12 protein-coding genes are annotated in these 15,876 nt (G+C 41.0%); 4 read left to right on the forward strand and 8 right to left on the reverse strand.

Features of this window, described 5'->3' with window-relative positions:
* The first annotated feature begins 8 nt into the window (after nt 1-8).
* Nucleotides 9-2,078: a RagB/SusD family nutrient uptake outer membrane protein gene (locus tag I2I13_RS13365; RefSeq protein WP_195649691.1), complete on the forward strand. Its 2,070-nt coding sequence runs from the start codon at nt 9-11 to the stop codon at nt 2,076-2,078.
* A 14-nt stretch (nt 2,079-2,092) separates the two neighbouring features.
* Nucleotides 2,093-3,085, forward strand: a complete 993-nt coding sequence (locus tag I2I13_RS13370; RefSeq protein ID WP_195649692.1) for a DUF4973 domain-containing protein — start codon at nt 2,093-2,095, stop codon at nt 3,083-3,085.
* 162 nt (nt 3,086-3,247) lie between these two features.
* On the opposite strand, the gene I2I13_RS13375 is transcribed toward I2I13_RS13370, so the two are convergent.
* The 8 genes from I2I13_RS13375 to I2I13_RS13410 form a co-directional block, all read right to left on the reverse strand.
* The gene (locus I2I13_RS13375) at nt 3,248-5,185 is read right to left on the reverse strand and encodes a DEAD/DEAH box helicase (protein ID WP_148367860.1); all 1,938 of its coding nucleotides are present in this window, start codon (nt 5,183-5,185) and stop codon (nt 3,248-3,250) included.
* Between the two features lie 74 nt (nt 5,186-5,259).
* Nucleotides 5,260-6,321 carry a tyrosine-protein phosphatase gene (locus tag I2I13_RS13380; RefSeq protein WP_148367861.1) on the reverse strand — a complete coding sequence of 354 codons (1,062 nt, stop codon included), beginning with the start codon at nt 6,319-6,321 and terminating at the stop codon, nt 5,260-5,262.
* Between the two features lie 163 nt (nt 6,322-6,484).
* Nucleotides 6,485-7,954 (reverse strand): glycoside hydrolase family 125 protein, encoded by a 1,470-nt coding sequence (locus I2I13_RS13385; protein WP_148367862.1) that lies wholly within the window; start codon nt 7,952-7,954, stop codon nt 6,485-6,487.
* 34 nt (nt 7,955-7,988) lie between these two features.
* Complete coding sequence (locus I2I13_RS13390) at nt 7,989-9,152, reverse strand: glycoside hydrolase family 76 protein (RefSeq protein ID WP_148367863.1); 1,164 nt, start codon at nt 9,150-9,152, stop codon at nt 7,989-7,991.
* A gap of 268 nt (nt 9,153-9,420) precedes the next feature.
* On the reverse strand, nt 9,421-11,025 hold the full coding sequence (locus I2I13_RS13395) for a DUF6377 domain-containing protein (protein ID WP_195649693.1): 1,605 nt from the start codon (nt 11,023-11,025) through the stop codon (nt 9,421-9,423).
* 152 nt (nt 11,026-11,177) lie between these two features.
* The gene (locus I2I13_RS13400; RefSeq protein WP_195649694.1) at nt 11,178-12,098 is read right to left on the reverse strand and encodes a carbohydrate kinase; all 921 of its coding nucleotides are present in this window, start codon (nt 12,096-12,098) and stop codon (nt 11,178-11,180) included.
* Nucleotides 12,086-12,691, reverse strand: a complete 606-nt coding sequence (locus tag I2I13_RS13405; protein WP_117610937.1) for an SIS domain-containing protein — start codon at nt 12,689-12,691, stop codon at nt 12,086-12,088. The genes I2I13_RS13400 and I2I13_RS13405 overlap by 13 nt, the downstream gene beginning before the upstream one ends.
* 6 nt (nt 12,692-12,697) lie before the next feature.
* A complete protein-coding gene (locus I2I13_RS13410; protein ID WP_195649695.1) occupies nt 12,698-13,231 on the reverse strand; it encodes a TIGR00730 family Rossman fold protein in 534 nt (177 codons plus the stop codon).
* A gap of 105 nt (nt 13,232-13,336) precedes the next feature.
* Here I2I13_RS13410 and I2I13_RS13415 point away from each other — a divergent pair, with 105 nt between their 5' ends.
* Entirely contained in the window at nt 13,337-14,557 is a 1,221-nt protein-coding gene (locus I2I13_RS13415) for a pitrilysin family protein (protein WP_195649696.1), read from the forward strand.
* Between the two features lie 58 nt (nt 14,558-14,615).
* Nucleotides 14,616-15,710 (forward strand): SGNH/GDSL hydrolase family protein, encoded by a 1,095-nt coding sequence (locus I2I13_RS13420; RefSeq protein ID WP_195649697.1) that lies wholly within the window; start codon nt 14,616-14,618, stop codon nt 15,708-15,710.
* Nucleotides 15,711-15,876 lie beyond the last annotated feature (166 nt).

Raw genomic sequence — 15,876 nt, forward strand, 5'->3', positions numbered from 1 at the left:
TTAAAGACATGAAAAAAAGAAATATTATTTTATGGAGTGCTTTGAGTTTGGGGATCTTTCTCCTGAGTTCCTGCTCCGATTATCTGAATGTAGACAAGTATTTCAAAGATCGCATGACGGAAGAGAAAGTCTTTGCCAGCAAAGACTATTGTGATAACTGGTTGGCAGGAGTATATGCTTATTTGTCGAAAAATAATATGATGGATGTAGGCAGTAAAGGTGCTGCTTTACATAATTTTGCTGATGATATGTTTTTTGGAGATAGCAGAGATTTGAATTATGCAACATTCCGAAACGGGTTTTATAATGAAGGGACTCGGCAGGATACATGGACAAATGCTTATATCGGTATCCGTGATGCTTCTACAATGATTCATAACATAGATATTAATCAGGAAATGTCTCATGAGGATGTTGCTGATTATAAGGCACAAGCCCGTTTTTTAAGGGCCTATTTTTACTGGATACTACTTCGTAAATATGGTCCGGTCCCTATTCTTCCGGATGAAGGTTTGGACTATATGCAAGATTATGATGCTCTTGCCTGTTCCCGTAACACTTATGATGAATGCGCAAATTTCATTGCTAATGAGATGGTATTAGCTGCTTATGATTTACCGATGTTACGTGACAATCGGAATATTGCCCGACCAACCCGGGGAGCTGCTCTTGCGGCACGTGCGAAAGTTTTGTTATATGCTGCAAGTCCTTTGGCTAATGGAAATACAGAAATGGTGGATTTGACTGATGATCAGGGTAATTGTCTGATTTCACAGACGTATGATGAATCAAAGTGGGCCAGAGCTGCTGCAGCTGCTAAAGATGTAATGGATTTGAATTTTTATGAGTTATATACTGCTGCTTTCAGAGAACAGGCTATTAATCAGGCATATCCGGCAACAGTACGTCCTCCTTATCATGAAATCTATTCTAACAGGGATTTTCCTGACGGATGGAGAGATATTGATCCGTTTGAATCTTATCGATCCTTGTTTAATGGGGATGTAGCAGCTTCTGATAATCCGGAATTGATTTTTACACGCGGGCAAAATCAGAATGCTAATGAGGATATTGTAGCAATGGGGCAACATCAGATGCCTTCGTCTGTCGGAGGATGGAACTGCCATGGTATGACTCAAAAGCAGTGTGATGCTTATTATATGAATGATGGTAAAAATTGTCAGGGAATGAATTCGGAATATGCCGGTGAAGCAGGATACGAAGGACGGGTTGATTTAAATCCGCGTGATAAGGATTTTGTAACACAGGCGGAAATAAATGCAGGTACATATCCGGAGCTAGGACCACAAGGAGAAGGTATTAGTAAGCAATATGCTCATCGCGAACCACGTTTCTATGCCTCGGTGGCTTATAATGGGAGTGTTTGGGAGATGACCAGTGCGCAAGATCAATCACAGCGTTATCAGAAAATATGGTATTATCGTGATTATCCTAACGGGCAGCAAGTTTCTGCTTCTGATTCTCACAATATGCGCACAGGTATTGGTATTAAAAAGTACTATAATCCACAGGATTCTTATATTAAAGATGCAGAAAGTACGCATTCCAATAAGATAGAACCGGCTATTCGTTATGCTGAAATCTTGCTGATTTATGCTGAGGCTTTGAATGAGTTGGAAAATGGACCTTACGAAATAGCTTCATGGGATGGAAGTAAAACGATGTCTGTTGGTCGTAATACAAGAGAAATGCAGAAAGCAATGTCGCAGATACGTATTCGTGCCGGATTGCCGGATTTTGATCAAACAATTTATGACGATCCGGATGAATTCCGTAAGTGTTTGAAACGTGAACGTCAGATTGAACTGTTTGCTGAAGGACATCGTTATTATGACTTACGGCGTTGGAAAGATGCTTCAAAAGAGGAAGTAGTTCAGGTGTATGGTTGTAATATGAATTTGGAATCTGCTCAAAGAGAAGCCTTCCATTCTCCGGTAGTTATCTCTTCCCTTCCTTCAGTGTTTGTGAAGAAGATGTATTTTTGGCCTATCTCACACGATGAATTGCGTAAGAATAGAAAGCTGACTCAAAATCCGGGTTGGACTTATTTTGACTAATAAAAGATAAAGCTATGAAGAAGATATATGTGTATTATATAATGTTACTGGCGACCGTCCTGGCTTTTACTGCTTGTAACAAAGAATGGGAAGATGAGTTGTTTGAACAGTCAGTTTCTTTTGCCAAAAACGGTGTTTATTCGACTTATGTGAAGTACAAATCGGATGGAAATGTAAGTTATCAGTTGCCGGTTATTATTAGCGGCTCTACCAACAATGATAGAAATCTGCATGTCCGTATAGGACTAGATCCTGATACTCTGGAAACTCTTAATTTTGAACGTTTCAGATTCCGTGATGATTTATATTATTTGCAGTTGGCCGAAGAATATTATACGATTCCGGAAATGGCAGTCAATATTCCGGCAGGTGCTAGTACTGCGTTGCTGAATATTGATTTTTCTCTGCATGGTATCAATCTCTCGCGGGAGCATATTTTACCATTAACGATTCTTGAAGGAGATGGATATGCTCCTAACTATCGGAAGCATTACCGGAAAGCGTTATTGAATGTGATTCCTTTCAATGATTATTCAGGTTCTTATTCATCAACTACTGCTATGATCTATAATCGAGATGTGGCTGATGACAAACAAACAGCTTTTTCTGTTTCTACTCGTAATACATGGGTAGAGGATGAGAATTCGGTATTCTTTTATGCCGGGGCCATTGATGAAGAGCTAAAAGAGCGCGAGATATATAAGGTGGTAGCTACATTCGGAGAATTTGATGAAGTGACGCATACGGGACCGTTGATATTAACTAATCCGGATCCTGATAATCGCATGAAGTTTGTACCGATTTCGGGAAGTTATAAAATTGAAACTAATATGGATACCAAGCTTCCTTATTTGGAACATAAATATGTGACCTTGTATGTTGAATATCATTATAGTGACGTTGCAAACGAGGCATATCCGATGAATTATAAGGTAACAGGTTCTATGATTATGGAACGTAAACGTAATATCAATATACCAGATGAAGATCAGTCTTATATTTGGTAAATTATCTCTCTTTTTCGGTTTTCATTAGGCAGGAAAGAATATAAGAGTTCCCCTTATTTTACTCTATCCTCTTTTAAGAGAAAAGTAAAATAAGGGGAATTTATATAAGATAGATTTCAAACGTGAAATTTGTATTAAGTCATATTCTGGGGGAAAAGATACTTATTTTTTCGGCTTCCTGCGTGCCCATCCCTCTTCGCTGAAATCAGGCTCTTTATCTTTGAAGAGCTGCTGCCAGTCTTCTTTCTTTTTCGGGCCACGGGCGTCGGCATATCCTCGTTCGGCACGGCTTGGCTTTTCTTTCTTTGCAGATTTAGCACCTCCTCTTGTCGAAGTTTCTGATTTTCTATCCTTTCTGTCTTTGTTCTCGTAGCGTGGTGTACGTTCGTCGTTTTTACCTCCGAACCTTTTTCCGCCTTTACGATCTGCAAAACCACCTGTTTTACGGCCTTCTCCGCTTTCTTCGCCGGCCACTTCAACAGAGACTTTACGCCCGTTCCAGTTGGCGCGGTTCAATGCTTTCACTACATTCTGCGCTTCTTTTTCAACGACTTCGAAGAAAGAGAAGTTTTGCATCAGGTCGATGCGTCCTAGTTCTATGCGCCCTCGTGTGTTGCTGTTCAGCAAACCAATAAGGTCGCTGGGGAAGAAGTTGTCCGTTTTACCCATATTGATAAACAGACGGGTAAAACCCGGAGCAGCCTTCCGGCTTCTCTTTTCAAAGCCACCCTCTTTGCGGTCACCTCTTGCACCACGTTCTCCGCGAATGTCAGTCGGTACTTCTATTTCTGCACGGTTACGATAATATTCGGCAAAGCGGTTGAATTCGTGTGAAACCATGCGCTTAATCAAATCCTCTTTGCTTAACCATTCCAGCTTGCGATAGATTTCCGGCATAAACTCGGAGATTTCTTCTTCGTTTACTTTTACCTTCTCGAGGTCATCAATCACTTTGATCAGCTGTTTCTGGCAGATGCCTGCTGCTGTCGGCATCTCTCCGGGAATGAATTTCTTGCCGATGATACGCTCTATTTCGCGGAGCTTTCCTTTTTCACGAAGATTGATGATAGCGATAGAGGTTCCTGTTTTTCCGGCACGTCCTGTACGTCCGCTACGGTGCGTATAACTTTCCGTATCGTCCGGCAGTCCGTAGTTGATAACGTGGGTAAGATCATCTACGTCCAGTCCGCGGGCAGCTACGTCAGTGGCAACGAGAAGTTGCAGGTTACGGATGCGGAACTTTTGCATAACTGCGTCTCGCTGTGCTTGTGAAAGTTCTCCATGCAGGGAATCGGCATTGTAGCCTTCCTGCATCAGCTTATCTGCAATTTCCTGTGTCTCTTTACGGGTGCGGCAGAAGATGATACCATAAATTTGCGGATAATAGTCGACGATGCGTTTCAGTGCTTCGAATTTATCTTTGGCTTGTACAGTGTAAGCGACGTGCTTCACATTGCTGGTACTTTCGTTCTTGCGACCGATCGTAATTTCCTTCGCATCACGCAGGTATTTTTTAGAAATGCGTGCAATTTCCGGACTCATGGTTGCCGAGAACAGCAAGGTGTTGCGTTCTTGCGGAACATCCGCTAAAATGGCATTGATGCTATCTGTAAATCCCATGTTCAGCATTTCGTCCGCTTCGTCCATCACTACGTTGCGGATAGTAGACAGGGATACGGTTTTCCGTTCCATCAAGTCCAGTAAACGTCCGGGAGTAGCCACAATGATATGTACACCGCGTTTCAGGCTGCGTATCTGGCTGTCAATGGAAGAACCGCCGTAAACAGGCAGTACTTTCAATCCGTCAACATACTTGGAATAGTCGTTCAAATCTCCTGCTATCTGGAGGCAAAGCTCGCGGGTGGGGCAGAGGATAAGTGATTGGGGGATTCGGTTCTTTACGTCAATCTGTTGGATCAGGGGCAGACCAAATGCGGCTGTTTTACCTGTTCCTGTCTGTGCAAGAGCTACTACATCATTATTTTCTCCTAAAAGGTACGGAATCACTTCTTCTTGTACCGGCATGGGATTCTCGTATCCCATTTCTTCAATTGCTCTACGTATCTCCGGAGAAACGCCAAGCTCTTCAAATGTCTTCATTAAATCTCTGTATATCTTTTATTTCGGCTGCAAAGATAGAGAATAATTACGAATTACGAATTACGATTTGCGATTTATTCCAGCAGGATACTGCGTAACTGTTCAATTTCTTCTGCAGAAAGTCCGATTCCCTTTTTCAGATAGGCTTGTACGCTTCCATATTCTGCCTCAATCTGTTCTTTAGCAGCGTTCAGGAAATCTTCTTTTGCAGAGTAGATGGTTGTAATGGCTTCTTGCGAATTGATCGACAGCTTATATGCATATTTAGAAGCTTTTGGAATATTAAAATAGTCATTACTCAAACGATAGTCTTCCATAATAACGTCCTCGTTGACACCAAGAGCGGCAAGCAATAAAGCGGAAACGACTCCTGTACGTCCTTTCCCGGATGTGCAATGAATTACAACCGGATAATGAGTACGGTCGAGAAGGACGGTGAACAGTTCTTTGAATTCCTTTCGGTAGTTTAGAACTAATTCCCGATTCATTTGTTCGACCAGACGGTAAATAGTGTCACTTTTTATCTTCTCTTCTTGAATTCCTTGCAGAATTTCTTCCATATTTCCTGTGAGGATAGGGATATGTATGATGTTAAATTCATCATCATGCAGTTGCGGGTAATTGTGACGTTCATTTTCAGAGCGTAAATCTATGATCGTTCGTATTCCCATGTTTTTAAGTTCCCTGCGGGAGCAGGGAGGAATACTGTCTATCTGTGCAGAACGGTATATCATTCCCCAGCGAAGTGATTTTCCTGTATCATAAGATTCATATCCCCCTAAATCACGGAAATTCTGTATGCCGGGGATATTAATGTTGCGGGTGGCCACCTTAATCCGGTATTTATTATTAAATACCATCAGGTAGTAATAACGTTGCGACGGATCGTTGGTTACGATTGTCATTTTTCCGCTCGAAATGTTAGCCATCGCGATGGGTGAATCTTCCGGAATAAGTCCGGGAGAAGTGGAGGTGTATACTTTTACCTGTCCTTTCAATACCGGTGCTGTCTCCCATTTGATGATGCAGTTGCCTATATTATTTTCTTCACATACCACGGATATGGCAGGTGATGTGCCGGAACATGATGGGAGCACTAATAAAACAGTAAGCCAGCTTAACAGGTTTTTGTACATAGTTTCTTTGTCTTGAATCGTATACTGCAAAGATAAGAATTACCCCAAGAACTGATAATTCCTTTGCGATAATTAGCCAAAGTTAATAGTAATTTACGTGTTAAGAAAGGGCGCTACTTCTTGTAGAAGAGCGCCCTGAATGGGGAAATAACCCAAGTCTGCTTTATTGAATATTGTTCAATAAGTCTATTTTTCCTTCATTGACTAACTTTAATATGAGTTCGCCGAATAAGGTGTTTTGCCAAGCGAACCAGGCACGTGTGAAGTTTTTAGGATCATCCTTGTGAAAAGACTCGTGCATGAATCCTGTTCCTGCATCTGTGTCCATCAGCATTTTTATACAAGCCTTGATTTCCTGGTCATCCTGACTGGTAAATGCTTTCATCATGATACTCATGGGCCATATCATGTCATAGCCGATGTGGGGCCCTCCGATACCTTCTCCTGCCTTTCCCTTGAAGAAATAGGGGTTGTCCTTGCTCCATACGAAACGGCGTGTGTTTTGATAAATAGGATCATTAATGTCTACATCGCCCAGATAGGGCATTGCCAGCAAACTCGGAACATTGGCGTCATCCATTAGGAAATGATTTCCGAATCCGTCTACTTCAAAAGCATAGATAGTGCCGTACTTAGGATGATTGTAAGTTGCATATTTTTTTAGTGCAGTTTCTACTTCCTGTGCCAGATCTGTACATTGCTTTGCCAAATCACTATTCTTGTTTACGGTATTCAAAATTTCCGCGGCCTTCTTCAGGGAAGAAACTGCGAAGAAATTAGACGGTACGAGGAACTGTAAAGTTGTAGCATCGTCAGACGGACGGAAAGCTGAAACAATGAGTCCGACAGGATTCACGGGAGCACCTAATCCATCGTTGTTTAATGTGTCGAGTGCACGTTCTGTTTTACGCTGGAATTTATAAGGACCTACTCCCTCTTTGCGCTGTTGTTCCTTGAAAGTTGTCAGTATGTTGGTTATAGCTTGTATCCATTCATTATCAAAAATACTGGCATCACCAGTTTCTTTCCAATATTGATAGGCCAGACGCAGCGGATAACATAGGGAATCTATTTCCCATTTACGTTCGTGCAGTTCCGGTTTCATGTCGGTCAGGTCAGACATCCATTCTCCTCCGACAGCACCATCATTGAAAGCATTGGCATACGGATCAATATTGATACATTTGAATTGTCTCCGGATCACTCCTTCAAGCATTTTCTTCAATTCCGGATCTTTATCGGCCAGTTGTATATAAGGCCAGACCTGTGCTCCGGAATCCCGTAGCCACATGGCATGAATGTCACCTGTGTAAACGAAAGTATCTGGCTTACCGTCTGTTGTACGGTAGTGGACAGTTGTTTCGAGGGTATTGGGAAAACAATTCTCGAACATCCATGCCAGTTTTTGATTCGTAAGCAGCTTTTTCACTCGGATGATTTCTGCTTCCACAGCCTTTGATGTAAAAAGACGCTTATTTACAGGTGGACGGTTGCTTTTATAAGCGGCAATTTCAGCTGCCTGATTCACTACATTTGTATGATCTTTAGCTAAAACGAGTTCTGTAGCTTTGGCATGACTTCCCATTAACAGGGTGGTTGTAATAATACATATTCCGATATTCTTTTTCTTCATATCTCCATGTTTTTAAGAGGATTATTAAAATTGGTTATTGTAAATCGATTCCGCCTAGTCTTCCATACATTTCTACGAAAGCAGCTTGTGTAAGAAGCCATTTCTTTTCGCTTTTATCTGTTCCGCTCCAGTCTGTCTGAAATAGTCCCCGTTCATCCCTGGCATGATCCCATGCATAGTCGAGGCTTTTTTGGAAATCGGTTAGATAAGTCTTGTTATGGTCTATCTGATAAAGTTCAATGAAACCTCTAAGCATAACTGCCGTGAACCAAATATTCCCTTTTTTCAGTAATTGAAATGTTTGTCCATCCGGAGAGGTAAAATGAGTGAAAAAGTATCTATGACACGCTTCTGCTATGTTTTGAGCATCTTCCAGATAATTTTTCTGTTTGGTAATTTGGTAGAGCAGGGCGGCTGCCTGCATCATTTGTCCACTGTTATAGGCAAATTTGGCACGGCCGATTTTCTTATTGAGTGCGATGTTGTCGAAATATAGATGATCTTCTGGATCTTCTAAGTTCTTTTTAGTCCATTCATATAATTCTTTCCCTTGCTTTAAATAGGTATTGTCTTGAGTTGCCTGAAATAGCTTGAGAGCAAATACAGCTCCCGGTGCATTGGAACAGGTATTTTTGGATTCTTTCTTTTGTTCACACCAGTAGATTCCTCCGCCAAGTACATCGTCTTTTCCACTAAGGATGAACTCCCATATGAGTTTGGCTTTTTCCAGATATGCTTGTTTCTTTGTCATGCGATAAGAATCGGTAAAATCGATGCCCAACCAGACGTTATCATCATAGAAACGGTCGGAAACTGGTTGGTTGCTTATATAAGAAGAGTAGGCGAATGGCTCTCTTTTTTTGTCGAAATATTCTTCCAGTCCGGGCAGTACTCTTTTTTCCAGAAGTTTTTTGTACTTCTTATTTTCAGTTGTTTCCAGTAATGCGTTCACGGCAGAGAATGTACCTGAATATGGCCAGAGGTAAGAGTATTCGTTTCGTCTTTTTGCTTGCTCTTGTGATGCCAGATAAGTTGCTTCATTATTTTGGTCAAAAGGATAATTTTCACGTAAAAGGCAAGTGTTGGGTGCTGCATAGTTTTGGTACAGGGCATCCAAAGTTTGCTGTGCTTTTTCTGTGTTGGGATTTGCATTTGCAATGGTGAAAGCGCAAATAACATTAAGTAATAGGCTATTCATAATTTTTTCTTTAAGTAGTGTTTATATAAATAGTAGTTTGAATTAATCCGCAGGTTTTATTGTGGCAGTAGCCATTGGAGATTAAATTTCCAAATGTAGCACTGCGACTCTACAAAAATACCTTTTTCCTGCAACTTTTTAAATGGGAAGTAAGTAGATTGTAAATAGCTGTTAGTGTTATGTTATTGATAATTAGTAGTATGATGATTGAATTACATCCGATAAATGTAAACGATGCTGTATGATTAATACACTATTATTCCCGGATTTATTGTCCGATTCGAGCTACTTTTTCTTCAAATTCATTCCGGTCTCCATTTGCTTTGATCCGCATTTTTGAGCGATAATTATAGATGGTAGATAAGGAGTATTGTAGGAAATGCGCAATTTTCACGCTGTCTGTAATTCCGAGCCGGATAAGTGCGAAGATTCGCAATTCAGGTGTTAAGAGTTTGCCGGGTCCCGGAATAATTGCATTTTCCGGTAAGAGCAATGCGTTAAAATCTTCAACGAAATTAGGGAAGAGATTCAAGATTGCTTTGTCGAAATTATTGTAAAACTCTACCAGATCTTCTTCTGTATTGAGTGAAGAGTGGAGGAAAGAGGTTACTTTATTTATATCTTCACTTTTGGCTATTTTGAGTGCTCTTTTCTTAAAATTGGCTATTTTAGTGATATAACTGGTATATTGTTCCATATACAACCCTACATATTCTTCTTTGATTTTATTGTTATCTGCCAATATTGAGTTCATTTGTTGTATTTCGTAAAGATGGTGCGACAAACTCTCATTAGTTTGCTCTACTTTTCCTTTTTGCTTTTTTAATTGTATGAACAAAATAAATAGCAGAATACAAACCAGGCACAATGCAGTAAGCAATATTGTTATGATGATAAATTTATGTTTTTCCTTCTCTTGAAATGCCTTATCTATGAAAAGATACATGTCGGAGGCTTCGATTGTGTTAATTCTCGCATTGCATAGGATAGCATCCTCCATTGCATTTTTCATGTATTTATATGCCCGGTCTATATCTCCACTTTCAAAAATCAGCTTGGCTAATATTTTTAAGGAAAGATTTTCTCTGGCTCCATTTAATACATCGGAGATGGCTGATATTGCGAAATATTTAATCGCATTTTCACGGTCATTTTTACCTTGATAGGCAGATGCCAGAGAATATGCTATTATTCCGGCATTTCGTGAATATGGTGCATAACTCTCGTAAACACTGTCCAGTATGTGAATAGCGTCATCATACTTTTTATGGAAAAGAAGAGTCGGGGCGGCTATAAAAGCTCGTACGTTCGATGGTACTTCTTTACATTGAAGCAGTGAATCGCGATAAATTTGTGCTATCAGATCATTTTCTTGTGAATCGTGCTCGTTGGAGGCAAAAGCTTTCTGGTGATTGTAGATTGTGACTTGTCCGAGAAAGAATTCGGCTTTGAGTCTAGGGGATAGCTGCTCTTGTTGCATCAAATTGGTAATCGCCAGAGCTTCTTTGAAAAAGCCCATCGAAGATAATATTCTTGAATAATCCAGTTTTGCTTCAATTAAAAGTTCTTTGTCATTACTTTCTTGAGCAAACCTGTTCATATGGATGGCATAGGCTAAAGCGGAATCTTTTTGGAAAGATGAATACTCAAAACAAAGGGATTGCGCTATCCCGACTTTTTTCCGGATGTTTCCGGATTGCCTTAATACTATTTTCAGGCTGTCTATCTGTCTTTGCTTCTGTTTGGTATAGCTAGCTTTATTTTGTAGAGATTTATCTAGTACTTTTAATAATGTTTTCACTTCATCATTCGCTTTTACGGGCAAACTGATGAAGATTAGGACTATCAATAGAGGTAAAATAAATCTTTTCATATATTAAGTAAGATTGCTTATTGAACATGGTTGTTTGCAAAGATAAGGAAATCCATATTAAGTTAAGGTTGACAGATTAACTTAATATGGATTTTATGGAAATAGGGATTTCGCTGGATGAACGACTTGTATCCAAATCCTTATTTGTAATATCACTTGTATTTTTGTGCAAACCCCACCGAAACCGAATTGCTGAAACTTCGGCAAACTTCAGCTGCAAAGTCTTTTCCGCATTGGATTATTTTATCCCAGATCTCTTCATTCAAGTTATTTAGATCGCGGTATCGGACATCGTATTTAATTAATCCGTAGATCAGCCCTGCATTGAAGTTATCACCGGCTCCGATGGTGCTGACTGCCTGTAATGGCTCTATCGGATAATCTTTATTGACCAGATTAGTGCGTAACGCTACCTTTTCCGCACCTGCAGTACAGATGAACCGGGGACAGTAGAATTTGATTTTATCTTTGTAAATCTTGTCTATATCCTGCATACCATACATATATAGAAAATCTTCTAAAGAACCACGTACGATATCCGCATATTCCAGATTCTCAATAATGGTCGGAGCCAGCTTCATGGCTTCATTCTTGTGTGAAGAACGGAAATTCGGGTCATAATAGATAATGGCTTTCTTTTCACGTGCCTGATCTAGTAGTTCAAGAATCTTCTCCCTTAGAACCGGATTCAGTGCATAATAAGAACCCACCATGACAATGTCGTCTTCCTCCAGTTTCGGAAACAGAACATCCAGACGTTGCTTCGGGTAGTCTTTGTAGAAGATATATTCGGCATCACTCTGCTCGTTCAGGAAAGCTAAAGATACGGGTGATTTTCCATCCGGGAATACATTCACATGATCGGTCGGGATATGATTCTCACGCATGAACTGCAGGATAATATTGCCTACACGATCATTTCCGGTTTCACTGATGAAGCCGACGTTTATTCCCATTCGTCCCAATGAGACAATACCGTTGAATACAGAACCTCCCGGTACGGCGGCAGAAGGCTGGTCACCTCGAAAGATGATATCGAGGATGGTCTCTCCGATACCGATTACTTTTCGCATAGTGATCTTGATTTTTCTCCCAGATAACCGCCGTGGTGACGTTTTGAATATTCAGCGATAGTAAATCCTGTTTCCTTCATGGTTTGTACTACCAATATATCTCCGATCACTGTCATGGCAGTAGTAGATGTAGTAGGAGTCATCCCTAACACACAGACTTCTGCAGGCTTGCCGGTACTTAGGCAGACATCCGATTCTTTTGCCAGCGGACTATCCGGATTTCCGGTGATAACGATAAACTTCAGATCCGGGTCCAGATTATGAGCCAAACGGGTTAATTCCACAATCTCACGTGTCTTGCCAGAGTTAGAGATCAGCAGGAGCAGATCGTTTTCTTGTAAGATACCCAAATCCCCGTGTTGCGCCTCGCTGGGGTGTAGAAAGACGGATGGAATACCGGTGGAACAGAAAGTCGTAGCAATGTTCATAGCAATCTGTCCGGCTTTTCCCATACCGGAAGTTACCAGTTTTCCCTTCTTCTGATGTATTTGTTCTACAATCAGTTTCACCGCTTTTTCATAAGCATCTGTTACAGGGATGTTGAGCACAGCTTGTGCTTCCTGTTGCAAAAGTTGTTTGATGGAGTCTATCATATAGGATCAGTTTATTTTTTCTTTTAATTCATTTAATGTGTTTGCTACTTCGTAATAGGTTGAGAAAGGCTGTCGTGCAAAACCTTTGTCCTCCAGGGTGTGGAGTGCTTTTAATAGCTCATCGTAAAAACCATATTCATTGTAGAAAATGACCTTCTTCCGGTGATATCCGATGGAGGCAGCGGCTATTACGTGGAAAATCTCATCAAGTGTACCGACGCCTCCGGGGAGTGCAACCAATACCTCCGACTTCTCCGTTATGATATCTTTGCGGTCACTCAAGTTATGGGTATGAATTTCTTCATCTAACAGAGTGCTTACCTTGCCGTTCTCTTCCAGTTTGGCAGGAACTACTCCAATGACCTTACCGCCATTTTCTTTCACGGCACGGGCTATGCATTCCATTAATCCGAGGCTGGCTCCTCCATATATCAAGGTTTTGCCTGTCTGCCCCATCCATTTGCCTATTTGGCCGGCGCTTTCGAAGTACATTTTGTCAATGTTATCGGAGGCGGAACAGAATATTCCTATCTTTTCCATATACGTTGTTGCTGTTATAGTCCACAAATATCTGCAATTTTCTATAAACAGCAATAAGTTTTATTGTATTTTTGTGGCATTAATTCAATAAGGAAGTATAAAACGATGCAAGGTAACGAATATACATTGCCAAATGGCCTGCGTATTATCCATGAACCAACCCTCTCAAAAGTAGCTTATTGTGGTTTTGCGATTGATGCCGGAACCCGTGATGAGGCGGAGAATGAGCAAGGAATGGCCCATTTTGTAGAACATCTGATTTTTAAGGGAACGGAGAAGCGGAAAGCCTGGCATATTCTCAACCGGATGGAGAATGTAGGTGGTGACCTGAATGCATACACAAATAAGGAAGAAACTGTCGTCTATGCCGCTTTTCTGAAAGAACATCTGGAACGTGCGCTTGAGTTGTTGGGGGATATTGTATTTCATTCCACTTTTCCGCAGCATGAGATAGAAAAAGAAACGGAGGTCATTATCGATGAAATCCAGTCGTATGAAGATACTCCGTCGGAACTGATCTTTGACGATTTTGAAGACATGATCTTCCGCAATCATCCATTGGGAAGAAACATTCTTGGTAAACCGGAACTTCTGCGGAGTTTCCGCACGGAAGATGTCCTATCGTTTACCCGCCGTTTTTACCAACCGGGAAATATGGTGTTTTTTGTTCAGGGGCAATACGAGTTCAAGAGAATCATCCGTCTGGTAGAAAAATACCTGTCGGATATTCCTGATGTGAAGGTAGAGAATCTCCGTACACCTCCGCCTCTGTATGTGCCGGAACATTTGACGGTGGCCAGAGATACGCACCAAGCACATGTCATGATCGGTAGCCGTGGCTATAATGCGTATGATGACAAGCGTACTGCACTCTATCTGCTGAATAATGTCCTTGGAGGTCCCGGAATGAATAGTAAACTGAATGTGTCCCTTCGCGAACGCAGAGGACTAGTCTATAATGTCGAATCCAATCTGACTTCCTATACGGATACGGGAGCTTTCTGTATTTATTTCGGGACGGATGTGGATGACATGGATACTTGCCTGAAATTGACTTATCAGGAACTGAAACGGATGCGCGATACAAAGATGACTTCCTCCCAGTTGGCGGCAGCGAAGAAGCAGTTGATCGGACAAATCGGAGTAGCGTCTGATAACTTTGAGAATAATGCGTTAGGGATGGCGAAAACATTCCTGCATTATCATAAGTATGAATCATCCGAGCTTGTTTTTAAGCGTATAGAAGAGCTAACAGCAGAGATGTTGTTGGAAGTTGCCAATGAGATGTTTGCAGAGGAGTATTTATCCACATTGATTTATAAATAGTCTTTTGACGCTACTATAGTATACTGACGATTAATAAACTGTTAATATTAAATTGACCATGAAGAACTTAACACGTAATGTCTGTATTTGTTTGGGTCTGATGATGTTTCCCCTTACAACATTCGGACAACAAAAGAACAATTTTACCTATGTGCCGGCTCAAGAGCTTTTACTGGTAGGCAAAGCAACTACCGAAGGCGAATACTTCCATCGGGTAGATACAGCCAAGTATCGTACAATGCCTCCCACAGTGAAGAAACTATTCACAAACTCTGCCGGTCTGGCTATCTCTTTTACAACGAATAGCCCTGTTATAAAAGCCAAATGGACGGTTCCTGATAATTACCAGTTACCCAATCTGACCAGAGTTGCACAGAAAGGTTTGGATTTATATATCAAACGGGATGGAAAATGGCAATTTGCCGGAGTAGGAATATCGGGTGGTGTGACTACGGAAAAAGTGCTTGTTGATAATATGGGTACGGAAGAGAAAGAATGCTTGCTGTATCTGCCTTTATATGATGAACTGAAAAGTCTGGAAATAGGCGTTTCTTCTGATGCACACATACGTAAAGGAGAAAATCCGTTCAAAGAAAAGATAGTGGTATACGGGTCCAGTATTTTGCAGGGAGCATCTGCCAGTCGTCCCGGTATGGCTTATCCGGCTCGTTTATCCCGTAGCAGCGGGTATAATTTCATCAATTTAGGATTGAGCGGAAACGGCAAGATGGAGAAAGAAGTTGCCGAGATGTTGGCGGATATTGATGCAGATGCTTTCATTCTCGATTGTATTCCTAATCCTTCTCCCAAAGAGATAACCGACCGAACTGTTGATTTTGTAATGACGTTGCGCCAGAAGCATCCGGATACGCCTATTATTGTGATACAGACATTGATACGTGAAACAGGTAATTTCAACCAGAAAGCCCGCGAGAATGTGAAACGGCAGAACGAAGCCATCGCTGAACAGGTAGAAGTATTGCGAAAGAAGAATGTCAAGAACCTGCATTTCATAAAAGAAGATCAATTCTTGGGAACAGACCATGAGGGAACTGTAGACGGAACCCATCCGAACGACTTGGGATTCGACCGAATGTTGAAGAAGTATAAACCCGCTATCAGTAAGATACTGAAGATTAAGTTTCAGGACTAATAGCAAGAACCGTATCATAATAGAAATAAGGTTCTCCCTCTTGCTTTTCGTCTCTTAATTTTGTACCTTTACAGATTTTCTTCCTTTCACAGGGCAGACGCATTAAAAATCATTATCCTGTAAAAGTTTTGATAAATATTTTTCATCCCACCCAGCTTTTAGCCTT

The sequence above is a fragment of the Bacteroides sp. D55t1_190419_B8 genome, from assembly GCF_015558905.1.
Lineage (GTDB): Bacteria > Bacteroidota > Bacteroidia > Bacteroidales > Bacteroidaceae > Bacteroides > Bacteroides vicugnae.